Source organism: Methylovirgula sp. (assembly GCF_037200945.1).
Taxonomy (GTDB): Bacteria; Pseudomonadota; Alphaproteobacteria; order Rhizobiales; family Beijerinckiaceae; genus Methylovirgula.
This window is the reverse complement of record NZ_JBBCGP010000001.1, coordinates 2,081,297-2,104,643: the sequence shown is the minus strand read 5'-3', so window position 1 is coordinate 2,104,643 and position 23,347 is coordinate 2,081,297. Positions and strand designations below refer to the sequence as shown.

The 23,347-nt window shown below is 60.3% G+C and carries 23 protein-coding genes; 6 read left to right on the top strand and 17 right to left on the bottom strand.

The genetic code is table 11. The features are described from left to right. Nucleotides 1-143 precede the first annotated feature (143 nt). The 10 genes from WDN02_RS10245 to WDN02_RS10200 all read right to left on the bottom strand — a co-directional run bounded on the left by WDN02_RS10245 (nt 144) and on the right by WDN02_RS10200 (nt 8,269). Nucleotides 144-332, bottom strand: a complete 189-nt coding sequence (locus WDN02_RS10245) for a hypothetical protein (protein ID WP_337293398.1) — start codon at nt 330-332, stop codon at nt 144-146. Between the two features lie 363 nt (nt 333-695). Beyond that, the gene (locus WDN02_RS10240) at nt 696-1,289 is read right to left on the bottom strand and encodes a DNA N-6-adenine-methyltransferase (RefSeq protein WP_337293397.1); all 594 of its coding nucleotides are present in this window, start codon (nt 1,287-1,289) and stop codon (nt 696-698) included. Further along, nucleotides 1,286-1,519 (bottom strand): AlpA family phage regulatory protein, encoded by a 234-nt coding sequence (locus WDN02_RS10235; RefSeq protein ID WP_337293396.1) that lies wholly within the window; start codon nt 1,517-1,519, stop codon nt 1,286-1,288. Before WDN02_RS10235 ends, WDN02_RS10240 begins: the two co-directional genes overlap by 4 nt. Nucleotides 1,520-1,587: 68 nt before the next feature. Continuing rightward, nucleotides 1,588-1,980: a hypothetical protein gene (locus WDN02_RS10230; protein WP_337293395.1), complete on the bottom strand. Its 393-nt coding sequence runs from the start codon at nt 1,978-1,980 to the stop codon at nt 1,588-1,590. Next, a complete protein-coding gene (locus tag WDN02_RS10225; RefSeq protein WP_337293394.1) occupies nt 1,980-3,194 on the bottom strand; it encodes an integrase arm-type DNA-binding domain-containing protein in 1,215 nt (404 codons plus the stop codon). The genes WDN02_RS10230 and WDN02_RS10225 overlap by 1 nt, the downstream gene beginning before the upstream one ends. A gap of 92 nt (nt 3,195-3,286) precedes the next feature. Beyond that, nucleotides 3,287-4,855, bottom strand: a complete 1,569-nt coding sequence (locus WDN02_RS10220; protein WP_337293393.1) for a recombinase family protein — start codon at nt 4,853-4,855, stop codon at nt 3,287-3,289. Between the two features lie 21 nt (nt 4,856-4,876). Next, nucleotides 4,877-5,152 (bottom strand): hypothetical protein, encoded by a 276-nt coding sequence (locus tag WDN02_RS10215; RefSeq protein WP_337293392.1) that lies wholly within the window; start codon nt 5,150-5,152, stop codon nt 4,877-4,879. Nucleotides 5,153-5,302: 150 nt separating this feature from the next. After that, nucleotides 5,303-6,355, bottom strand: a complete 1,053-nt coding sequence (locus WDN02_RS10210; RefSeq protein WP_337293391.1) for a DUF977 family protein — start codon at nt 6,353-6,355, stop codon at nt 5,303-5,305. 74 nt (nt 6,356-6,429) lie between these two features. Next, the gene (locus WDN02_RS10205) at nt 6,430-7,230 is read right to left on the bottom strand and encodes a LysR family transcriptional regulator (protein ID WP_337293390.1); all 801 of its coding nucleotides are present in this window, start codon (nt 7,228-7,230) and stop codon (nt 6,430-6,432) included. Between the two features lie 148 nt (nt 7,231-7,378). After that, nucleotides 7,379-8,269, bottom strand: a complete 891-nt coding sequence (locus WDN02_RS10200) for an SDR family NAD(P)-dependent oxidoreductase (RefSeq protein WP_337293389.1) — start codon at nt 8,267-8,269, stop codon at nt 7,379-7,381. 159 nt (nt 8,270-8,428) lie between these two features. On the opposite strand from WDN02_RS10200, the gene WDN02_RS10195 reads away from it, so the two are divergent. Both WDN02_RS10195 and WDN02_RS10190 read left to right on the top strand, forming a co-directional pair. Then, a complete protein-coding gene (locus tag WDN02_RS10195) occupies nt 8,429-9,340 on the top strand; it encodes an AraC family transcriptional regulator (protein ID WP_337293388.1) in 912 nt (303 codons plus the stop codon). A gap of 296 nt (nt 9,341-9,636) precedes the next feature. After that, the gene (locus WDN02_RS10190; protein ID WP_337293387.1) at nt 9,637-10,266 is read left to right on the top strand and encodes a TetR/AcrR family transcriptional regulator; all 630 of its coding nucleotides are present in this window, start codon (nt 9,637-9,639) and stop codon (nt 10,264-10,266) included. A 24-nt stretch (nt 10,267-10,290) separates the two neighbouring features. Here WDN02_RS10190 and WDN02_RS10185 read toward each other — a convergent pair whose 3' ends face one another. Then, the gene (locus WDN02_RS10185; RefSeq protein WP_337293386.1) at nt 10,291-11,049 is read right to left on the bottom strand and encodes a class I SAM-dependent methyltransferase; all 759 of its coding nucleotides are present in this window, start codon (nt 11,047-11,049) and stop codon (nt 10,291-10,293) included. Between the two features lie 608 nt (nt 11,050-11,657). Further along, entirely contained in the window at nt 11,658-12,689 is a 1,032-nt protein-coding gene (locus WDN02_RS10180) for an aldo/keto reductase (protein ID WP_337293385.1), read from the bottom strand. A gap of 116 nt (nt 12,690-12,805) precedes the next feature. Between WDN02_RS10180 and WDN02_RS10175 the strand changes: the two genes are divergently transcribed. Further along, on the top strand, nt 12,806-13,432 hold the full coding sequence (locus WDN02_RS10175; protein WP_337293384.1) for a helix-turn-helix domain-containing protein: 627 nt from the start codon (nt 12,806-12,808) through the stop codon (nt 13,430-13,432). A 189-nt stretch (nt 13,433-13,621) separates the two neighbouring features. Here WDN02_RS10175 and WDN02_RS10170 read toward each other — a convergent pair whose 3' ends face one another. After that, a complete protein-coding gene (locus WDN02_RS10170; RefSeq protein ID WP_337293383.1) occupies nt 13,622-14,434 on the bottom strand; it encodes a helix-turn-helix transcriptional regulator in 813 nt (270 codons plus the stop codon). Nucleotides 14,435-14,572: 138 nt separating this feature from the next. Here WDN02_RS10170 and WDN02_RS10165 point away from each other — a divergent pair, with 138 nt between their 5' ends. Then, nucleotides 14,573-15,268 (top strand): class I SAM-dependent methyltransferase, encoded by a 696-nt coding sequence (locus WDN02_RS10165; RefSeq protein WP_337293382.1) that lies wholly within the window; start codon nt 14,573-14,575, stop codon nt 15,266-15,268. A 294-nt stretch (nt 15,269-15,562) separates the two neighbouring features. On the opposite strand, the gene WDN02_RS10160 is transcribed toward WDN02_RS10165, so the two are convergent. Next, complete coding sequence (locus WDN02_RS10160; RefSeq protein WP_337293381.1) at nt 15,563-16,165, bottom strand: Crp/Fnr family transcriptional regulator; 603 nt, start codon at nt 16,163-16,165, stop codon at nt 15,563-15,565. A gap of 524 nt (nt 16,166-16,689) precedes the next feature. On the opposite strand from WDN02_RS10160, the gene WDN02_RS10155 reads away from it, so the two are divergent. Then, nucleotides 16,690-17,811, top strand: a complete 1,122-nt coding sequence (locus WDN02_RS10155; RefSeq protein ID WP_337293380.1) for an ATP-binding protein — start codon at nt 16,690-16,692, stop codon at nt 17,809-17,811. Nucleotides 17,812-17,855: 44 nt separating this feature from the next. Here WDN02_RS10155 and WDN02_RS10150 read toward each other — a convergent pair whose 3' ends face one another. Both WDN02_RS10150 and WDN02_RS10145 read right to left on the bottom strand, forming a co-directional pair. After that, nucleotides 17,856-19,448 carry a PEP/pyruvate-binding domain-containing protein gene (locus tag WDN02_RS10150; protein WP_337293379.1) on the bottom strand — a complete coding sequence of 531 codons (1,593 nt, stop codon included), beginning with the start codon at nt 19,446-19,448 and terminating at the stop codon, nt 17,856-17,858. 12 nt (nt 19,449-19,460) lie between these two features. Continuing rightward, complete coding sequence (locus tag WDN02_RS10145) at nt 19,461-21,380, bottom strand: DUF47 family protein (protein WP_337293378.1); 1,920 nt, start codon at nt 21,378-21,380, stop codon at nt 19,461-19,463. A gap of 157 nt (nt 21,381-21,537) precedes the next feature. Here WDN02_RS10145 and WDN02_RS10140 point away from each other — a divergent pair, with 157 nt between their 5' ends. Further along, nucleotides 21,538-21,990, top strand: a complete 453-nt coding sequence (locus WDN02_RS10140; protein WP_337293377.1) for a host attachment protein — start codon at nt 21,538-21,540, stop codon at nt 21,988-21,990. A 14-nt stretch (nt 21,991-22,004) separates the two neighbouring features. Here the strand turns inward: WDN02_RS10140 and WDN02_RS10135 are convergent, their stop codons facing one another. Continuing rightward, nucleotides 22,005-23,336 carry a nitrate/sulfonate/bicarbonate ABC transporter ATP-binding protein gene (locus WDN02_RS10135; protein ID WP_337293376.1) on the bottom strand — a complete coding sequence of 444 codons (1,332 nt, stop codon included), beginning with the start codon at nt 23,334-23,336 and terminating at the stop codon, nt 22,005-22,007. Nucleotides 23,337-23,347 lie beyond the last annotated feature (11 nt).

Genomic DNA, 23,347 nt, shown 5'->3' with positions numbered 1-23,347 from the left:
TTGCCGTCGCTGGTTATTGAAAGCCGAAGTCCGTTGAGGCGAAGCCCATCGACAACCTCGGCATCAAACGCCGCGATATCGCGAAACCTCCCGCCACCGGAATCGGTGACAGGCCAGATGTTCACAATTCTCAAGGCGACCTCCTAAGCGGCCTTGGCCGCTACATATTGGTCTTTTGCTGCGAAGAAAAACTCACCGTTTTGCTCGCACAAGACGAACCCACGCCGATCTGCTTCAGCGACCGCAAGCGCAACGCGGCGATCAGTTTCATTGAGGCGGGGATCGGCGAGCACACTAATTTCCCATACGCGGCGTCTGGCACGATTACCCATGTCGATTCTCCAATTGGTTGGATGTCGTTAGTGAACGACAAAAACCTTGTCCAAATTCCAAAAAACGGAATTTATTTCCAGTGAACCGCCGCGCTCAACGAGGCCAGTACCATCTTCGGAAATCCGAAGATGCGGAAACTAGGCGGCTACAGTCCGCAGCGAAGGCCCAGGCGCGCCGTGTCCTTCGTGAAGCGCTCGGGTTTCGCGCTCCCGATCAGTTCGCCATTCTGGCGAACTGATTTTCTGTCGCCGCCGTTGCGCGTTTCCGGGTGTTCCCGTTCATACGCGGCCTTGCGAATTGAAAAACCCGCCGCCGCGCACGAGCCGAATGGGTGACAGACGACGCTTGGCGCGGCGGCGGAATTAGGCGGCTTTGGCTAACTGAGGCCGATTGTCGTTCGCGGCGTGCTTCGGTATCGCTTTCGCGACAACGCTGACCACATTCCCGACTTCTGAAAACACCTCGGCAAAGCGCTCTGGGCGTTTGCCAAAATAGGTAAAGGCTTGGCCCATTGCCGGCGCGGCGAATTCGCCCTTGGGGGACACGAACTTGACGCGACCACGAGTAAAGCAGATTGCTGTGGCTGCACCGAAGAGCGTGTTAAACCACGCCGTGTCGGTGGAATTATGCGTCAGAACAATCGCTTCAGTGGTGCGGCCCGACTCGTATTCGCCAACAATCTTGTCAACGAAATGCACGATTTCAGGCTGCGAATATGGCGGGTTCATCCAAACCTTGCCATGCCATTCCTTATCAAGGCCATTGGTTTCTTCTGTGAAGTAGTCCTTGGCCTGCACAGTCTCTTGCGCGATAGGATTCGACGCTGGGGCGACGTCGAAAACGCCGAGGACTGCTCGCGCAAGTTCGATGTATTGCGCGGGCGTATACCACTCGTTGTTTCCAGTGAATGAAGTTCTGTAGGCGGCGCGGGTAGCGTTGGCCGGTTGCGCAATCATGCCGCCACCGCCTTAGCGGCCTCGCCACGCCGCGCAATGCGTTCGATAATCCAAGCGTTCACCTCGGCGCGCACGAACGCAAAGCGCCGGTCACCGAGCGGCACAGCCGTGGGGAAGCGGTCTTCGGCGCGGTACTTATTCAACATCGTGCGGGAAAGGGATGTGGCGCGTACCGCTTCGTTCATCGACATTAGAACGGGCGGCGAATTTTCGTTCGCGGGCGCTGGCATGAGTCACCTCGTGTTGAAGGTGATGCCCATAATTACCATTTTGCCAAAACAAACACCGAAAGTAATTTCTAATTATTTGCGAGAGTTTCGGCTTCGATCTGCCGGTACATGTCCATCGCCCTCTTATAATACGCGAGGATCGTATCGATCGTTCTTTTCTCTCGCGGATGTTTCTCGGCAAGGATTAGGCGTGCTTCGGTGTCTGATACGCCCTCGTCAATGAGGACATCGTACTCCCCGCCGATCTCAAGCCACTTGAATGGCTTTTTCGTCTTCGGACCGCGCTTTCCGTCAGATTCTTTCGGTCGCAGCAAGTCCGCCGCGATAGCCTGAACTTCCGGCGAAGCGGTCCCGGCCTCTAAATGCGCCAGAAGGCGGGTCAACGCTTCATCGTAGCGCCCTTCCGAGTGCATGGCCCGGATTTCCATTGCCGCGGCATCGATCTTCGGCAGTTTCGCCATTAGGCCGCACTTTCGCAGTAAGCCGCCCAATCGGACATGAGCGCGCGCCGCTTATCTAGGGCGTCGCCACGGCGATATGCCGCCTCAGTCTTGTTTTCGATGGCGTGAGCCAGTGCAGTTTCCACGATGTCATGCGGGTGGGCTGTCATGTCGCCGCACCAATCGCGAAACGTACTGCGTAGCCCGTGCAACGTCGAATCATCACCTGAGGCCCTGCGTAGGGCCTTCGTCATCGCCACGTCGCTAATCGGCCGGCCATCCACCTCGCCTCCGAATATCAAATCGCTCGTCGCGCGCTGTTTCATGATTTGCAGAATTTCAATTGCCCTCTCGGTCAACGGCACGCGATGTTCTTTTCCCGCCTTCATCCTCTCGGGAGGCACGGTCCAAAGCTTCTCTTTAAAATCGACTTCGGGCCATGCCGCGAATCGGGCTTCGCCTGAGCGCGCCACCGTTAAAGTGACAAACTCGACGGCCAGCGCAGAAACGCCGTTGGCGCCCCGGAGGCGGGCGATAGTGGCGGGGATATCCTTATAACCCAACGCCGCGTGGTGGCCTCTGCTGAGCTTCTGGCGGGCGGGCAAGAGGTGCTTGAGGTTGCCCTTCCACGCGGCAGGATTATCGCCCTCTCGCAGGCCGCGTGCTTTGGCGTGGTCAAGCACGGCTTCGATTCGCATCCGAAGCCGATCGGCAGTTTCGGGGATCCGCTGCCATATTGGCTCAAGCGTCGTCACAACATCGTCGACGCCGATATCGGCAACCGTCTTGTCATGAAGGGGCGCTGCGTATTTATCCAGCGTCATGCGCCATTGCGCCTTATGCTTCGCGTTCCGAAAATCGGCGTGCTTAACGGCGATTGTCGATTCCATCACTTCCTTGAAGGTCGGCTTTGCCGTCTTGCCGGGGCGCGGATCCTCGCCGCGCGCAAGCTGGCCACGAATCTCTTCCGCCTTCCTGCGCGCGAGCGCCAGCGACACGGGTGCGGTGCCCTGCCCGTAGCCGCCAAGGCCAATTTCAGTTCGAACCTCACCGCGCCGGTAGATGAAAACAAATTGCTTAGAACCGCCTTTTCGGACGCGAAAAAACAGACCATCCCCATCAGAGTAAATCCCTGATTTATCTAGGGTTCGAATCCGACTCTCCGCCAAACGGTGCCGCACTTTTGATTCCCGTTGCCATAACCACGATAATGAAACTACTAACTTTTGTGGCAACCAATGTCAATAATGCCAGTATAATCAGCGCGTTAGCGGACTCCGTCTCCGCCATTTCGGAACAAAACTGGGCACGCCCAGGGTATCCGATTTTACGCCAGAGCTAGATATGGCGACCAAGGTTCGGAGCAGGTTGCTCTTTGACCCCGTGATGCGGACCTCCTTGTCCGCGACCTCGACCCGCTGGGCCAGCAGGCGGAGGTGATCGCGGGGTAGCCGCCCCCATCGGTCCGCATCCGGTTCCGTGCCGCCTGAGCGAACTGGCGAAGCATCTGCGGCGTGACGGCATGATGGGCCGAGCTTTCGAGCATGGCCTGCGCCCGTAGGGCATCGGCCTGGGCCTGATCCCGAGTCGCCTTGAGGCCGACAATGCGGTCCTTCAACGCCGGGTCGTCCAGATCAGCCACGCCGGCCTCGATCGCGTCATAGAGCCGCTTCAAGCGCAACTCGGCCTCGCTCGCCCGCTTGTTCAACTCGGCGATATGCTCACGGCGACGCTCGGCATGATCCTGCCGGCGGTCGATGACAGAGGCCAGCACCTCCTCCAGCCGATCGGGTGCCAGCAGCCGATCCTCGATGTAGCCGGCGACCAGCGTGTCCAGCTTCTCCATCGGGATCGATTGGCCGGTGCAGCCGGTCTCGCCCTGCCGGGCCTTGATCGAGCAGGCATAGTAGCGGTAGCGCCCGCTCTTGCCAGTGCGGATGGTCATGGCACCATCGCAGTGGCCGCAGAAGCAAATGCCGGTGAGCAGCGTCGGGCCGGTAACGACACGTGGCGGCAACACCTTCGGATTGCGCGCCTTGAGATGGGCCTGCACGGCATCGAACATCGCCTGGTCGATCAGCGGCGGCACCTCGACCGTGACGACCTCGGCCTCCGGCTTCAACTCCTTGGCCTTGGAGCGCTTGTTGAACTCGTGCTGGCCGATATAGGTCTTGCGGGTCAGGATGCGGTGGAGCTGGCCGATGCCCCAGCGTCCGCCGTCACGGGTGAACATGCGGTTGCGGTTCAGATAGCTGACGATCGCCTTGACACCCATCGGACCAGAGCTGCCATCACCATCCAGCGCTAGCCGATAGATCAGCCGTATCGTGTCCGCGTGGAGGGGGTCGATCTCCAGCTTCTTCTTGACCTTGGCGCCGCGCGTCTCGGCCGCCACGACACGGTAGCCAATCGGCGGCAGCGCGCCGTTCCAGAAGCCTTGCCGCGCATTCTCCTTCTGCGCCCGCAGGACGTGCTTGGCATTCTCCTTCGATTGATATTCGTCGAACAGCGCCATGATCTGCCGCATCATCTGATGGATCGGATCGTCACCGATCTCCTGCGTGATCGACAGCAGCTTGACGCCGTTCTTCGCCAGCTTGCGGACGTAGAACTCCATCTCGAAGTGATCGCGGAAGAAGCGGCTGAACGAGTGGACGATCACCACGTCGAAGGGCGCGGGCTTCGACGTGCCGGCCTCAATCATGCGCTGGAACTCGGGCCGGCGATCGTTCGTCGCCGAGGCGCCCGGCTCGACATAGGTTTCGACGAGCTGATAGCCGCGCGAGGCGCAATAGGCTTCGCCCTGCTTACGCTGGTCGGGGATGGAGACATCATGCTCGGCCTGCCGCGCCGTCGAGACGCGCAGATAGAGGGCGGCGCGCAACGGCACGGTCATGGCAGCAGTCTCCTTATGGCGTCATTGCTTCGTCCCGAAAAGTTCGTCGAAGAAATCGCCGAACCACCTCTCGAATAGATCGACCTCAGCCTCGCTGACGGGGATATGCTCCGGCCAATCATCGGTGACGATCCAGTCCGCCAGTTCGTTCTCCACTTGGGGGTCGTGCCTGTCCGGCCGCGCAGGCGGCGGGAGGCCGTAGTCGTAGAGATCGCACGCCGGAGCGTGCAGGTCATCAGGCGCGGCGCCGGAGCGCCCGCGACGGACGCTGGGGCGATGGGCGCGCTGTCGAGACATGCACGCAGGATCGCGCGCATGGGCCGCCGATTGAACGACGCAATACTACGCCACAGCCCACCCCGTAGCGGAGGATAGAAAGACAGGGCGCAGGTGGTCGTAGCGCGGCGCAGGTTAGCGCAGGTGGTGCGGCAGCGGCGCATGAGAGGGTCAAACGAGGCCATACCACGCTCCCCGACCCGCGCCGTGCAGGATCAGATGACCTTGCTCGACGAGCGCCTTCAAATGATCCTTGATCGTGTGGCGGCTGGCACCACTCACTCTCGCGGCTTCCGCCACTGTGATCCGGCCATGCTCGCGCACCAGCTCAAGGATCAGCACCGACAGCTCGGGCATGTCGGCAAGCATGATCCGCTCGCGCTCCATCTTCTTTTCGAGGCGCTGCTTCTGCCGCTGCAAGGCGCGCAGGAAGAACTCCAGCCAGGGATTCCAGTCGGGCTCGGCCGTGCGGATCGTTCCCTGAGTCCGACGCAGGGACAGGTAATAGCCTTCCTTGCTCTGCTCGATCACGCTCTCCAGCGAGCTATAGGGCACATAGGCATAACCGGCCCGCAGCAGCATGAGCGTCGTCAGGATGCGCGACAGGCGGCCATTGCCGTCCTGAAAGGGGTGGATTTCGAGAAACACCACCACGAAGATGGCGATGACCAGCAACGGATGAAGGCTCTTGTCCTTCTCTCGCTCAGCCGCCCATTCGACCAACTCGGCCATGCGGCGCGGCGTGTCGAAGGGCGTGGCGGTCTCGAACACCACGCCCAGGCTCTTGCCGTCTTCGTCGAAGGCTTCAACATGGTTGGCAAGGGTCTTGTATGAGCCCCGATGCCGCTCGTCCTTGGACGAGTGAACCAGCAGATCACGGTGGAACTGGCGGATATGGTTTTCCGTCAGCGGGATCGCGTCATAGGCGTTGAAGATCGTCTCCATCACCTCGGCGTAGCCGGCGACCTCCTGCTCATCCCGTGTCGTAAATGAGCCGAGCTGGATATTCGCCAGCAGCTTCTCGACTTCCCGATCGCTGAGCCGGGCGCCCTCGATACGGGTCGAGGAACCGATGCTCTCGATCGTGGCGACGCGGCGCAGACCGGAGAGCCGCTCCGGCGCGATCCGGCCGATTGCCCGCCAGGCCCCTTTGAACTCGTCGATCGCCGCGATCAGCGACAGGACTTCAGGCGTAATGCGGAGCATTGCAGTATTGAGCGTCATGCCGTTGGATCATCCATTTCCATCCAAATCTATGTGACATGAAGAAAACCGAATGTCCACCCATTTCCATCTATTTATTGAAGGGTAAAGGTTCGGCGGCCGAGCGTGAGGCTCGGCCAATTCCTTGATGAGTAAGGGCTTAGGGCGCCGCCCTCGGCGCGCTGCGGAGTGCCTTCCGCCCAGCTTCCTCCACGCGCGAGCGCGCTCCGTGCAGCCGGTTCCCCGCGAAGGACGAGGTAGTCGTGGATTTCCGGGCCGGGATTGGTCTCGCTGACGATGAAGTGCTCATCGCGCAGATCGTCCCAGCCGATCTCTTCACGCTCGGCCAGGCCGTGATCTCGGGGAAGAACGACGAACACCCGCTCCTCCCAAAGGCGAGCCGTCTCGCAGCCGTAGGCGGCCGGTTCTCCCGTGAGAAAGGCGACATCCATCCGATGATGCTGGACGGCGGCAACGTGCTCCGCCGGGCCACCCTCGGCAAAATCGAGATGCACGAACGGATTTCCCGCCTGATAGGCTTGCAGCAGGTCGGCGAGGAACCCGGAGGCCAGCGACGAGAAGATGCCGATCCGCACCATGCCAACCTCGCCGCGCCCCGCTGCGCCGGCATCTTTCAGGGCATATTCGATCCGGCCGATCGCTGCGCGAGCATGAGTGAGGAACTTGTTGCCCGCATTAGTGAGCGTCACGCCGCCGGGGTGACGAATGAACAGGGCGACGCCGATCTCGTCTTCAAGGTCGTGTATGCCTCGACTGATTGTTGATTCCCATACCCCCAGCTCATTTGCAGCTTGTCGGAAACTTCCTTTTTCTGCGGCGGCCAACACATAGCGCAGATAATGCAGCGCGATTTTGGAAGTAGAGGGTATCACCACGTTGCAAGCCCGAGATTCGCTCTATCGAACTTTCATCGCGCTTGGCCTAAATCAGCAATCATCGCATGCACTCCAACTCATACAACGGCGACGAGTATAGTCGCCAAGAAATACCGGCTTGCTAGCTAGCACTGGAAATGCCTCACATTCATTCGGGCAAATCGACCAGTGCCGCACTATCCCGCCAGAGCTTCATCATCACGGCGTTGTCGCCCGCCAGTTCCGAAGGGTCCGGCCAAGTCAGCTGGCGCTTGACCTGAGACACATAAAAACGCCCGTCTGGCGGAACGACCTGGCCAAGCGCTATGTCGGCCAGTAAGCTGCCGCCGCCGTTGGCCGTATTCATGCGCTGAAATGTACGCAGGACCGCGACCCTCGCCGCGAAGAAAAGGCGGAACGCAAGCGGGTGGCGGCGCGTGAGCCTCGTCCCCGGCGTGAAACCAGGATTGAACGCGACTACGCGCAGACCTCGCTCTTGCGCGAAGGTTGACGACGCCAGCGCGCGGGCAGTCAGCAGATTGCAGAGCTTAGAGGCCGCATAAGCACGCAGCGGCGCAATCGAATCTTGAGAATTTGGGTTTTGTCTAACCTGACCAGCGGCGAGCTTGCCAGCATCCGCATGCTCGGGCGGTGCGATTGCGTTTGTCTTTGGATCGTGGAGATTGCTTGTCGTGATCACCACGATGGCGCCCGGCGCCAATCGCGGCATCAGAAGCCGGAGCAATAAATAGTGAGCGAGATGGTTCACGGCGAACGTGGTTTCGAATCCATCCTCCGTCCGGTGACGCATATCGCTAACCTGTGTGCCGGCATTGAGCACGAGCCCGTCGATATGCGTCCCGCTCAGCCATTCTTCGACGGCAGTTGCGAAATGCCGCACGCTACCCAGGCGCTCCAGATCGAGTGGTGCGACCTTGGCGCGCCGCGCTTCGTCCACGGGCACAGTCGCGGGTGAGCGGGCGCCGATCATCAGTTCGTTCCCAGCGTCGAGGAGCAAACGGGAGGCGACCAGGCCGATGCCGCTGGTGGCCCCCGTCATAACGATTTTCAAGGGCAGGTCCTTTCAACGCTTGTTGGACGGGGCGATTGCCGCCACCGGTTTGGCTAGACCTTTTTTGTTGAACGGACTATGCTTAAATGACCGCAGTATTGTTGCCATCGTTCAGGGCAGTATTGTTGCCATCGTTCAGGATTGCCCGTGGACCCACTTTCAGACGTGTTGTCGCTACTGAAGCCGCGCAGCTACATGTTCGGCGGCTTCGACCTCGGCGGAGACTGGTCGTTCCACTTCGCTCAACCCGACGCGATCAAATGCTACGCCGCTGTTTCGGGTCGCTGCTGGCTGGCCGTTGAAGGCATTCCCGACGCGGTACGTGTAGAGGCAGGCGACTGCGTTCTGCTGCCGCATGAGCGGCCCTTTCGCATCGCCAGCGATCTGACTTTGCCCCCGATCGACTCCTCCGCCGTTTTCCCGAGCCAATTGGACGGCAGCATTGTCTCGTATAATGGTGGCGGGGACTGCTTCGCTGTCGGTGGTCACTTTACCCTGTCAGGCGGTCATGCAGACGCGCTCCTGGGGATTTTGCCGCCCCTCGTTCATATTCGGAAGCAATCGGATGGGGCAGCGTTGCGCTGGTCTGTCGAGCGGATGATGAAGGAGCTGCGCGATCCGCAGCCCGGTGGCTACCTGATCGCCCAGTACCTCGCTTACATGATGCTTGTTCAGGCATTGCGGCTGCACTTGGCAGAAGGATCAAACAGAAGTGTCGGGTGGCTTTTCGCCTTGGCAGACAAACGCATGAGCGCAGCGATTACCGCAATGCACAGCGATCCAGCGAATCGATGGACGTTACAATCGCTAGCGCGGTGCGCAGGGATGTCGCGAACAAGTTTCACGCTGAAGTTCAAAGAAGCGGTCGGCCTGTCCCCTATGGACTATCTGACGCGGTGGCGGATGTTGCGTGCCGCAGACAGGCTGAGGAATTCCGACGAGTCCGTTTCTGTGATTTCCCGGTCGGTCGGCTACGAATCGGAAAGTGCGTTCAGCGCGGCCTTCAGACGGGTCATGGGATGTTCGCCACGGCAATATGGCCATACGCCAGGACACTGAAAGGCCGTGCGTGGGGGCAGGAAGCGAAGAATGCGCGATCTGTTCGGGGAACCAAGGATGTCTGCTCAGCCGAGCTTTCAGGTCTCGCGCCATCTCATCCTACAGCACCTCAATCGCGCTGTTCTGCGGCTGTGGCGGGGTGTCCGTGACGGTGGATAAGGCCGCCGCCAAGGGACGCAAAAAAAGGGGCTGAGGACATCAACGGCGCGCGCACGCCGTACCTGTTGATCCGGAATCGCCCGGCGATAGAATATGAGCGACAACTCGTCTTCAATGCGCATTTCAGGTAACGAGACATGGTGCGCAAACCGCTTACAAATCCCCGCAAGCAGGCCTCGCAGGCGCGATCGCGTGTCACCGTCGATGCGCTTGTCGAGGCGACCGCCCGTATCCTGGTCCGCGACGGCTACGACAAAGCCAGCACCAACCGGATCGCCGACATGGCCGGCGTGAGCATCGGCTCGCTCTACCAATATTATCCTTCCAAGGAAGCGCTCGTTGCCGCCGTCATCGATCGGCACAATCGCCAGATCACGCGGCGTGTGCGCACGGTGCTGACCGAGATCGCTTCGCTGCCGATCGAAAGGGCCGTACGAAGACTTGTCGCCTTCGCGATAGAGGCCCACCGCATCGACCCCAGGCTGCATCGCGTGCTTGCGGAGCAGATTCCGCGCGTCGGGCGGCTGGAGAATGTGGAAGCGCTCAACCGCGAAGGCTACGCCCTCTTTCGGGACTATCTCGAAAGCCGCCGCGACGAACTGCGTGTCAGGGACCTCGATCTGGCGGCATTTGTGTGTGCTACCTCGATCGAGGCGCTGACCCATTCGAGCGTCCTTTGCCACACCGAAATGCTGCAGGACGTCGAGGCGCTCATCGAGGAAACCACACGCTTCATATCTGGATATTTGCAACCGCCGGCGCTTTGATGCCGCGATATTCCGGCGGCGGGGTCATGACGACGCCGTGACCAGGCCTTGCAAACCACCGGCTTCCGGCTTGCGCGCAAGTAACGAGCGGCAGGGCCAAAGCCACAGCAGATCGGTGCCCAAGCTCTCGACCGTCAAGCCCGCCTGACGCAATATCTCCGCATAGCGGGCCGTGTGCAGAAGATCGAAGATCGCGACGCGGCCGCCCGGCTTCAGCACGCGGACGAACTCGCGCACCGCCTGGTCGCGCCGCTCTTGCGAAGGGATATTGTGGATTACGGTCATCGAGATGACGGCGTCGAACGCCGCGTCGGAGAAGGGCAGCCGTGTGATATCCCCAGTTTCGATCTCCACCCGGTCGGCGACGCTTTCCGCGACCGCGTTGGCCCGCGCCGCCTCCGGATTGTTGCCGGAAAGGTGCCCGGCCCAAAGATCGATGCCGACGGCCTTGCCCGTGGTGAGCTTCTTGGCGCAACCGATCAGGGCTAAGCCCCGGCCGCATCCGGCATCTAGCACGCGTTCGCTTCCCGAAAGGTCAAGCGCGTCAACCAAGCAGTCACGGACCCGCATCTTACCCACAAGGCTGGACCTGAGCATGACGGCCGCCCAAGCAAGCAGAAGCACCGCGAACAAGGCGGCGCCGATACTCCACGGCCCGGGAATGGGACTTGATCCGGGCCACGCGAGATTGATCAGCGCCGGCAATGCCAGCAAGATGCCGAAAACGATGTACGCGCGAACCACTCGCGGCGCGTCGATGCCGTATTTTGTGCGCTGTCTCATGCGTTCGAATCTCCCGGCTTCGGCGGGGGCGCGGTGTCAATTCCGCCCATGGGAAAGATATGAGCTATCGCTCACGTTGCATACTCGCATTGCCAGGTCGCAGCCTCGGCAGTGTGAACGCTTGGCAAATGCCGTAAGAAAGCGGCCCGGAAGCGATCGCGAACGCCGGTGCCGAAGCAACTACTCGCATTTTGGATGCGGACGATGCGGAACAGGTAGCCCAAGCGGTCTTCGAGCAGCCGGTCACGGCGGAGAAGCGCACCCACATGAATTCGGGCGTTAGCTGAAACCGCTTCATAGGCCACTCCCGCAGCCTAATTGGAGAGTCATCGCGGACGTTAAGTGGCTATAGCGTAGCTGTAATGCCCATCTTCATCGTTCCCGGCCCCGCTATCAAAGTGTAGCGTAGCATAGCGTGCTGAAGGTGGCTGGATCGTAGGAACGGCGCTCTCCAGTCAGATGCTGACCAGCACGCCTTGGCAAAGCTGGGCTGGGCCATAATCTCGATCATTTAGAGGATTGAGGTCGAACCATAGTTCGACATTTTGTTAACGCGTCGAAGCGATGGCGAGGTGTCCGCGTCTCCAGTCCCTTTCTTCATCGTCAAGTCAGGTAGCTTTTCGCTCGGCAATCGGTCGCCGGCGCAAGCTTGCCTCCTTCACTGCCGGCGGCTCGTAATTCGCCTCGTTCACGCCGATATCGACTCCCGGCGGGACGACTTGATCAATCTGATCCAGAACGTCGTCGCTGAGCTGAACTTCGGCGCTGGCCAGTAGGTCATCGAGCTGTTGCCGGGTGCGGGGGCCAAGGATCGCCGAGGTAACGACCGGATGAGCCATGACGAAGCCGAGGGCCATGTGAGTCAAAGACAGGCCTGCACCCTGCGCGATCGGGATCAACTGCTCGATCGCATCGAGACTGCGCTCGTCGGACATTTGCTTGGGGAAGACTTTGACTCGCAGCGAGTCCGGCAGCGGCTGTCCCTTGCGATAGCGACCGGTGAGCATTCCCTTCGAGAGCGGGCTCCAGACCATCACTCCCATGCCGTAGCGCTGGCAGGTGGGAAGCATGTCCCGCTCGATGCCGCGATCCAGGATGGAGTAAGGCGGCTGCTCCGTACGGAAGCGGCCAAGCCCGCGTCGCTCCGCGACCCACTGGGCCTCAACGATCTCGGATGCGGGAAAGGTCGAACTGCCGATCGCGCGCACCTTGCCCGCACGCATCAGATCAGTGAGAACCGAGAGCGTCTCTTCGATGTCGGTGTCCGGCGCCGGGCGGTGGATCTGATAGAGGTCGATGTAGTCGGTCTGCAGCCGGCGGAGCGAGTCCTCCACCGCCCGGGTGATCCAGCGGCGCGAGTTCCCCTGCATGTTCGGATCGTCGCCCATCGGGCCATGCACCTTGGTGGCAAGCACGATGCGGTCACGCCGTCCCTTAAGTGCTTTGCCAACAATCTCTTCGGATTCCCCAGCGCTGTAGCGATCGGCGGTGTCGATAAAGTTGATGCCGAAATCCAAAGCCTTGTGAACGATCTGGATGCAGTCGTCGTGATCAGGATTGGCTAACTTTCCAAACATCATCGCGCCCAGGCAGTAGGGGCTGACCTTGATCCCGGTGCGACCGAGCGTGCGGTATTGCATGGCGTTCTCCTATGGTTGTGATCGGTTGGCGGCGACCGCCGATCCGTGATAGTCAGCGTAATCGGAATGGCGTTCCGAATTTATACGGAACATTGTTCCGTTTTTCAACTAGGTTCATGGTGAGCGAGGAAGCAGAAGATCAGACCGGCGGTTTGGACCGCGAACGCCCAGCCGAGCGACGCCCGCGCGCCGATGCGCAGCGCAATCTCGACGCGTTGCTTCAAGCGGCGAAGGCGGTGTTCGCCGAGTCGGGCGTGGATGCACCCGTCCGCGAAATCGCTGAGCGTGCCGGAGTCGGGGTGGGCACCGTCTATCGACACTTCCCGCAGCGCGCCGACCTCATCGCTGCGGTCTGCCGTCAGGAAATGGATGCCTGCGCCGACGCGGCGCCGCTTCTCGCGAACGAGAACCCGCCGTTCGAGGCATTAATGAAGTGGCTGCAGCGATACGCGGCCTGGGTTGGAACGAAGCGTGGACTCGCAAAGGCATTGCACTCAGGCGATCCGGCATTCGAAGCCCTGCCTGCATATTTCGAGCAGCGCCTGCGGCCTGCCTTCCGAACGCTCTTCTTGTCCGCCGTCACCGCTGGCGTAGTTCGGGCAGACATCGATCCTAACGACCTCCTTGGCGCGGTTGCGAGCCTGTGCATGTCTGCGCACAATAACTCGCCTGATCACGCGGGACGCATGGTAGCGCTTCTTGTGGACGGACTGCGCTATGGCGCCGGCGCCTCGGCATCCTGACCCGATCGGCCGAAGCGGCGGAGCCATCCGCCATTTTGAGCCGTAGCGCGCCTTAGGTAGCTATGGCGTAGATGTAGTGCCCATCTTCATCGTTCCCGGGCCGCGATCAAGCTGTAGCGTAGTCCAGCGTAGGATGGGTGGCTCTGGCGTAGCATCGGCGTTCTCTACATCGCCTGCTGATCTCGAACCTCACGTTCGCCCTGAATGGCGTTCCGCCATGTAGCGCCCCGGCGAAGTACCGAGTACCTTGCGGAACATAGTCACAAAGCTCGGCACGCTCTCGTAGCCGAGATCGGCCGCGACTTGCTGAATCGATGCGCGCCCGGCCAGCCACTTCACGGCGAGGATCACGCTGAGTTGCTGGCGCCAGCGTCCGAAGCTCATGCCCGTCTCCCGGCTAATGATCCGGCCCAACGTCCGCGCGCTCAGCCCCGCTTTCTCTGCCCAAACGTCGAGCGTCCCTCGATCCGCCGGCGAAGCCATCATCAGGTCGATGATCCGGCGCAGGCGTGGGTCGGCCGGCATCGGCAGATGCAGGTCTTCGTCCTTCGCCGCCGCCAGTTCGTCGAGCAGCGCCGCCATCAATCGCGAGTTCGCGCCGCCCTCCTCGTAGAGCAGCGGCAGATTGGCGGAGCGGATCAGGAGTTCGCGCAGCAACGGAGTCACCGAGACGGCGCGGCACGCCGTGGGCAGGCCCGCGCCGATGCCGGAAGCGACGAATGCACCATAGCCTTCCAATGCGCCCGTCACCTTAATGGCGTGCAGCGCTCCGCCCGGTATCCACACGGCGCTGCGCGGTGGCACAATCCATAGGCCGCCTTCGACTTCGCAGCTCAGCGCGCCGCGCTGGACGAGCAGGATTTGGCTCTTGGCGTGGAAGTGCGGTTCCAGCTCGAAATCGCCGAAGGTTTCGGATGCGAAGCCGTAGGTGACGACCGGACGGGGCACATCGTCCGGCTCGACCCACTCCGATTCGTCCGAGAGATCATTCAGAAGCGGCACGACTGACAATCGGGCGCGATGGCGAGATTGAATAACATTCTGGCTGACCTTCGGAATGACGCCAAGTTCGGTTCCCTGTACCAGCTTGTCATCAGCCAGTCGAGGCCGATCGGCTCCCATGATTGGGAAGGAAACAGCATGAACACGTTGACCAGCGCGCGCATCACCCAACTTCTGACTCAGCTTCATCGGGATGCCGAAGCGGCGGATGGCGAATTGATGAAAGAGGTCGTCGCCGGCATGGAAGCCTCCGGCGACACGATCGAGCAACTCGCGGCGCAGATGATCGCCGATGAGCGTGCCGACTACCGGCGAGTTTATAGCGGCCATGCCGCACATTTTCTGTCCGTATCGCCCGGCTATGGCCGCTTTCTCTACGCCATCGCGCGTGCCTGCAAGGCGTCGCGGATCGTGGAGTTCGGCACTTCAATGGGTGTCTCCACCATCTATCTCGCCGCCGCGCTGCGCGACAATGGCGGCGGCCGGCTCATCGGTTCCGAGGTGGAGCCGGTGAAGGTGGCGCGGGCACGGGCGCATCTCGATGCCGCCGGACTCGCCGATCTGGTGGACATTCGGGAAGGCGACGCGCTGGAGACACTCAAGGATGTCGGCGGCGAAGTCGATCTGGCGCTGATCGACGGCGCCTGGTCGCTCTACCTGTCGGTGCTCAAGCGGATCGAGCCCCAGTTGAAGGCCGGCGCGGTGATCCTCGGCGAGAACGCCTTCGCGGCGGACTATCTGGATTACGTCCGCGATCCCGAGAACGGCTACGTCTCGCAATCCCTCCCTCTCGACGAAGGGCGTGGCAACGAGTTCACTGTGAAGGTCGCATGATGATCGCGGCGGAGACGCCCATCCGCTGAACGGCCGAGCGACGTGGGGAGCTATAGCGGGCTCTAGGTGGCTATGGCGTAGCTGTAGTGCCCATCTTCATCGTTCGTGGCCCGCCACGCAATTTATCACTCCGATAAACAATGGCTTTTGCCGAGGAGTCACTTTTGGTCGAGTGACGCCAGATCGATGACGCCAACCGCCACAAGCTAAAGCGCAACCGCGACGCCGCCAGCCCAGTCTTCGCGGGGGATGGACATCGAGTTCCGCCGGGGAGGTGCAACGGACGGGCTTTTTTCAGTCAAAATCCGCGAGAGTTCTTAGCTTATCCAAATCCAACTTTAGCGCGCGGGCACTGACGCGTCTGACTGCGTCGTCCGCGGTGAGCTTGGACAATGCTCGGGTCACGGTTTCGGCGGATGTTCCGAGATAATCGGCAATATCATATCGACTCATGGGTAAAGTCAGGAGCCGCTTGGCCTTATCGAAATAATGCTCATGCGCTGAGCAATCCAATAAAAAGACGGCAAGACGACGAAAGATGGCGAGGCGTCCCATGATGATAAGCTGTCGTTGGGCGCTCCGAAGGTCGTGAATTGCCTTTATCAGAAAACCGTCTTCGATCTTTGGGTTCTTCAATAAGAATCGTTCAAGCTTCTGACATGGAAACCGATAGATCTGTGAAGACGTAATTGTCTCCGCCGACGTCACATGCCGGCCATGCTCGGCAAGTCCAAATAAATCCCCCGGCCAGTGAAATGCCACGATCTGCCGCTCGCCGTCGGGTGACGTATGAAACGTTCGCACGACGCCATCGACCAAAAGGTAGATAAACGCGGCTTCGTCACCCTGATTGAATATTGCAGACGCCGACGTGTGGAAGTCGATGACTTGCGCCAAACGAACGAGTTCGTTCCTTTCGGCTGTTGTGAGTGGGACAAAGAGAGGTTCCGAACCATGATCGACCGGCCATCCGCGCGTGCCCCGGATTCGGATCACTCTATGGGGCGGATCGCTAGAAGCGGGCATTGAAATGATCGCTCGATGCGCGGGAAAATCTGGCGGGATCAGGCGTCGGTAGCAAAATACCCAACTTTGTCTATGATATTATGTTGAGTGTCGTCGCCTATGCAAAAACGCCCTACGGGAGTTTTGTAGCCATCCTGCATTTTGAAGTGCGACGGATGACATCTCGACCAATCTGACAAAGGCGGCGACGCTGTCAAGCCTCGTGCGCAAGGCCTGATGATGGTCTGCAGTTACGGCTTGCGGCTCTTGCTGGTCATGACCTGCAATAGACCACGCGTTCACATCTCTGTGCAGGATCAGGGGCACGATCATTTCCTGACTTTTGTCAGGGTCTCATTGCGCGGTTTTCTCCTAGTTTGCCGAATGTGGATGTAAGCGGAGGCTCGGTGGCCACGATGAGGATCATTCCGTGGGGAGACCTTTCTGCCGTCGTCCTCAATGCCCAGGATGCGATCTTCGGACAGACATTTGATGGCGACATCGCGAGCTGGAACGCAGGAGCTGAACGGCTGTTCGGCTATACGGCGGGTGAGGCCGTCGGTCAGCCGGCATTTATGCTTGCTGCAGATCCGGACTCTTGGGATTTGACATCGATTATAGAGAGGCTGCGGAGAGGCGAATCTACGCCCCCTTATGAAGATGAATTTCGACACAAGGACGGGAGCACGCTTCCCGCCACAGTCGCGATATCGCCCGTCATGGTTAGCGGTGAAGCGATCGGGATCTCGCAGGTCGTTCGCCGAGGCGTAATTTCATCTGCACCAGATAACAGCCTCAGCCTGTCGAAGCTCGAGTCGGAGCGAGAAGAGCTACGTCATCAGCTGCTGCATCTCGCCCGTTTGGGGGCGATGGCTCAGATGTCCACAGCCCTTGCCCACGAGCTCTACCAGCCCCTGACAGCGATCGTCGCCTATTTGACGTCAGCGCGGCGATTGATGAACCGAGGTCAAACAACCTTATCCGAGGCCGATCTTCTGATGATCGCCATGGACCGGGCTATCGAACAGGCGAGCCGTGCCGATCAAATCATTCGCCACCTTCGGTTTTTCGTTGCAGACCAACCCGATGAGCGTCAGCTCTCGAGTATTCGCGAGACCATTTTAAACGTGAACGATCTGGTTTTGATCGTCGCCAAGGAAGCTGACGTACGTATCGAACTCAATTTGGAAGATGACGCTCAAGTGCTCATCAACCGCGTCCAAATCCAGCAGGCGTTGCTGAACTTGATGCGGAACGCCGTCGAAGCGATGGCGGGTGGCACACGTCGCCAACTGTCCGTGTTCACTTCGTCTGCTGATGGAAATATTGTCGTGACGATTGCCGACAGCGGGCCTGGCTTGTCGCCGGAGATCGCAGACCAATTGTTCACGCCTTTCAAAACGACAAAGCCGGACGGCATGGGCGTCGGTTTGTCGATATGCCAGACGATCATTGTCGCTCATGGCGGAGACCTATGGCTTGATCCGTCCGCAACGAACGGCGCGACTTTCCGTTTCAAACTTCCCATCGTCGAATAGTGACGCGAGGTGGAAGTAACTGTCTCGAAGCCGCGGCCGCTTCGTCAAGCGCGCTCTTGAAGGGCTGTCGCGTTTTTCCAGCGCGCAATTTCATCAAGCTCGGCCTTCGACTCTTCGGTCGAGATCTGGCCGTGTCCGAGATAAATCTCTCCCGTCCCTCCGTCGATTGATAACCAATCTCCTTCGTGAATGTCGTTTCCTGCGATCCGCGCCTTCTGATGTGAAGGATCGACCTCTAGCTCGGAGCAGCCGACGATACAGGGCTTCCCTAATTGGCGCGCGACCAACGCGGCATGTGCGGTGCGGCCACCCACGGCAGCGAGAATGCCCGCACCCGCAGCAAAGCCGCTGACATCAGCGGTGCTGATATTTGGCCGAACCAGAATGACCGGGTCGCCGTCTGCGGCGAGCCGCGTCGCGCTCGGCGAATCGAAGGCAACGCGCCCGGTCGCGATGCCCGCCGCCGCGCCGACGCCGCGCGCGACGGGCGCGCCCGCATCCACCAGCTTTTGATGCGCGAGACGCGTCAAATCGACCCCGTCAAGACGCTGCAAAGCCTCGGCGGGCGCGATGAGTCCTTCCTTGACGAAATCGATAGCGAAACGCACGGCCGCGCGCGGCGTACGCTTCGCCGAGCGCGTTTGCAGAAGCCACAATTTTCCATCTTCGATGGTAAACTCGACATCTTGAACGTCGCGGAACTCTTGCTCAAGCCGTTTGAGTGCGGTGCGCAGCTCGGCGTCCACCGCGGGCAAAAGCCGCGTGATCGCGTCCTCGCTCTGCGGGTTGCGACGGCCGGAGACGACATCTTCTCCCTGCGAACCGAATAAAACGTCGATGACCGGCTCCGCATCGCCTGTCGACGGATTGCGCGAGAACGCGACGCCGGCGCCGGAACGCACATTATAATTGCCAAAAACCATGGCCTGAACCGTGACCGCCGTGCCCTGCAAATCCTCGAGATGTTCGATCTTGCGGTAGGCGCAGGCACGCTCACTCATCCACGACATATAGACCGCTTCTGCAGCTGCTTTGAGATCGTCACGCGGATCGTCGGCGCAGGACCCGTGGTCCTCAACAATCTGTTGATAGGTCGCCGCAAGTCTCTCCAGCGCCTCGCTATCGAGGTCTTGCTCCTGTGCTTCGTCCTCGGCGGCAGCAAGTGACGCGAGCGGGACGGCGAAGAGCGCCGCTTCAATACCGAGAACCACGTCGCCATAGCTCTCTAGAAAGCGGCGCCGGCAATCATAAGCGAAATGCGGATTTCCGGTCATGCGGATCAGGCCGCGAACGGCAGCGGGCACGCAACCGACATCGAGCACAGTATCCAACATGCCCGGCATTGAGCGCGCGGCCCCCGAACGCACGGACACCAGGAGGGGGCGCCGCCGGTCGCCGAAAATCCTTCCGGTCGCGCGCTCGAGAAATTTGAGTCCCGCGTCGAGCCCCTCCACCATCGTCTTCCTGGCACCCGGCTCGCCCTTGGTGATCGCGGCACAAAGTTCGACAGGCAGAATAAAGGCTGGGGGCACCGGCAGACCGAGAGCCGCCATATGCGCCAGATTGGCTGCTTTGGCGCCAACGACATCCGCCGGATAGAGCGTTGTCGAGCCATCGCCGATAAAAAGGATTGTCATGTGATTTTGCCGTCAGGTTGAAAGGTCGGCGAGGACGTGATCGCGCAAGGAATGGCCGAAACGCGCCAATTGATCCGTCGCGCGCTCGAGCGGATGTGCGACGCTCAAGACCGAAAGGCTTGTTTTGAGATCATAAGCGCCGGTCAGGATTTTCGTCGTCACCACCCGCTCGGCGACATCGGCCCGGTGCTCGTCTTCGATCAATCTGGTGACCGCGGCGAGCGTATCCTCGAAATCGACACGTTGCCCCTCCGATATTTCGGTGGCAGAGGCCGTACCGATGGCTGCGGACTCAATGCCCGCGACAACAATTCCGCAAAGCTCAATCAGACAATCAAGAATCTCCGGTGCGACATCCTTCGGAAGAAGCGTCGCGACAAACGCGGCCTCTTCAAGCTCATCGATCGTCTGCTCGATCACATCGACCAGGCGCTCAATGCCGCGATCGACGCCCAATCGCGCAATTTTGCTGCGCGCCTCCAGGGCGATGCGATCGGCTTTTTCTTCGATGCGGCTCGCGCGCTGCGCCAGCCGCGCGTCTTCCGGGGCTTGTTGCCGGCGCCGACCATCAAGGAATTGCGCGATCGCGGCGGCAATTTCACGCGCGAGACCGGCCTGACGAATCACGATTGCTAGAAGGCTCGTATCGGCGCGCTGCAAATGCGCGACAAGGGCCTCTTCGATGCCGGCCTTCGCCAAGCGTTCCGAGCCGCCCTGCTTCAGGGCCTCAACCGAAATCCGCAAGACGGCTTTGAGAAAATCAACAGCCGACTCACGCCCAAGCGCCTCCGCCAACCGCTCGCCGAAGCCAATCCGCGCGGATGCAGCATGCCGCACCGCAGACGTGACGAGAGTTGCACCGCCAAGTTCGATAAAGCCACGATGGCCCACCCGATGAAGCGCGGCCCAATCCAGAATGCGGACCGCATCCGCATTCGCAACGAATTCGCGCAGGACTTTTCGCGCCTTGTTCCAATCGATCAGGAAGACGAGCGAGGCGCCGAGTTCCTCGAGAAAGTGATCACGCGCTTTAGCGTCGTGAAAGGCAAAACGGCCGGTGACGAGATAAAAGGCCTCTTCGTCATGCAGTTTCGCTGCGTTTGTATGCGCAAGCCCGTTCCATTGAACTGGAAAATTGCGCAGGAGATCGGCGAAGAACTTGGCGCGGGCGTGGTGAACGTCCGTATAAGTGATCGTCACAGAATCGGCTTCCACGCCGATCACAACGACATGGGCATCGGTTTCGCCGATATCGTTCTGGATCGTGAGACGGCTGCCCGAACGCATCGCGGTCGTGGCGAGGCCGGGATGGCCAAATTTCAAGTCGCGAGTCGCCTCAACGCCACGCATGAAAGCCTTGACCGCCGTCTTATCGTCAGGCGTCAAGCCATAGGCGTGCGCACCAGCGACCAATTCTTGTGCGTGCGTCGCCGCGAGCGTGTTGAGCGCGCGATGCAAGTCCATGATCAGGCGATGCAGACTATCTTCGGCCGAAATTGCCGTGAGCTTGACGATCTGATTAGCCGCAAGATTATCGGACGTTCCCAGCGGAATCGCGGACCTGTTCGCGGCAAGCCGCGCTTCGTATTGTTCGCCGCGCGCACCATCTCCAGCATGCACAGCCTGTAACATTGCCGTAATATCGGCCCAGATCGCCGTACCCAGCGCCGCAAGACCTGTTGCGGTGATGATTTCTCCGCTCGAAAGGCTTGCCGATTTAACGAGCGCTTGGAGCGGAAGCGGATCAAGCCCCGCAGCCCTGCACTCCTCAGTCAGATCGAATGCCGTCTGCGGATCGCGCGCATGTTGAGCAGCTGTCTGGAGGACGCTCAGTCGTGCCTTTACCCTGTCATTGGCGGCCAAACCCTCGGCAATGAGTTGTGGCAAAAGCAAATCGGATTGTCCCAACCATTCAACGATCTCCGATTTCATAACGCCTCGCAGCCATGAACCTTCGCCGCGTCACCCCCGGAGCGCGAACCTGAACATCTTTCCTCATTTCGATTATACTTCTTTGACATAAGGCAAATTCGGTCACGCCAAATTCTGCAACAGAGAACCGACTCTGGCGTAACAACGAGGAAAAGAAATGGGAAACCTCAGAATTCCGAATGAAAGTTGGGTCCTGGTTTGTGACGGCCAAAAAGCTCTTTTGCTCCGAAACGAGGGCGATGCTGAGCTGCTTAACCTCAAGCCAATCGAAATCCATTCGGAGCCGCATCTCCGGACGGCCGAACTCGGCACCGATGCTCCGGGCCGATCCTTTCAATCAAACGGAGACGGCAGCCGAAGCGCCTACGAGGCCACCGATTTCCATGCTCAGGAAGAAGCCCAATTTCTGCAAAAAATCACGCGGATCATCGACGCTGCCGCAAGCGAGAGAAAGTTCAAGCACCTGGTCCTTGTCGCGCCGCCACATACACTCGGCCTCGTCCGCCAGAGCCTGACTCCCGCGGCACGCGCCCTCATTCTCGCCGAAGTTCATAAGGATCTGACGAATGTGCCGATCGGGACAATCGAGGAGCATTTGGCCAGCGCATGAGCTAAAGCGGCCCCCTATTCCGCCGCCGCTGAATCTTCCAGGCTGAACCGGAGGTGCAGCGTGTCGTAGGCGAAACATTCGGCATAACGCCCCCAGCCGATGACGGCATTGAGGGTACGTTCGGCATCCTCGGTGCTTAAATGGTCTTCAAGCTCGGCAATGAAGCGGCTGCGGGGCGCGATGTGCTCCGGCCGTTCGTCGAGCACGCGGCGAATGTGCGCCGCCAGTGGAATCGCGCGCAGCAGATGTTCAGCGAAGAGGCGCTTGCGTTCCGGTATATCGGCTTGCGCGATGGCGCGGCCGGCGGCTGTCAGGTGGAGGTCACCGTCACGCAATTCGGCAAAACCCATCATCCGATTCATTTCGGCAAGGTGAAAGAGATCCTCGGCGCTGAGATGCAAGCGTGCCGCGAGCACCTGGAGATCCGCTTTGCCGCAGAAGGGCGCTGACGCCAGGACATCGGTCAGTCCGACAATTCGCAAGGCCGACATGATCGGCAGATTGGTGCCAATACTTGCCAGCGCCGGCCGTTTGCCGTCGGCGGTCGGTGCTGGCCCAGCCGTCATTCGTCCATAGATGTCGTCAACGAGGTCACGGAACTCGCTGCTCAGACGTTGACGCGGGCGTGGTAATGCAACATCGATTTCCCCCGCGATGCGGCCGGGATTGGGCGCCAAGATCAGAACCCGGTCGGCCATGAAGACCGCCTCCTCGATATTATGAGTTACGAGGAGAACCGATTTGATCGAGAGCCGCTCGGCTGTCCACAGATCCATGAAATCGCTGCGCAGAGTTTCGCCGGTCAACACGTCCAGCGCCGAGAACGGCTCGTCCATCAGGAGAACTGTCGGATCGACGACGAGGGCGCGCGCAAAGCCGACGCGCTGGCGCATGCCGCCGGAAAGCTCTCGCGGATAGGCATTTTCAAATCCGTCGAGGCCGATGAGTTCGATCGCATCCAAGGCACGGGCACGCGCCTCCTTTTCCGGCACGCCACGCGCATCAAGACCGGCCTGCACATTTTGCAGCACCGTCAGCCAGGGGAACAAAGCGAAGGTTTGGAAAACAATCGCAATCCCCTCCGCCGGACCATCGACGACGCGGTTGCGATAGCGCACCTCACCGGCCGCTGGCGGCGCGAGACCCGAAACGACGCGGAGCAGCGTTGACTTTCCACAACCCGAACGCCCGAGCAACGCGACGATCTCGCCCGTGTGCAGAGTCAGATTGATATCGTCCAGGACGAGGAGCTGCGCGCCGGAAGGACGGACATACGTCTGCCGCACATGGCGGATTTCGAGTTCAATGTCGGCAGTGGCACTTTCGATCTCTTCGGGCTCGGGCACAACGCCTCCTG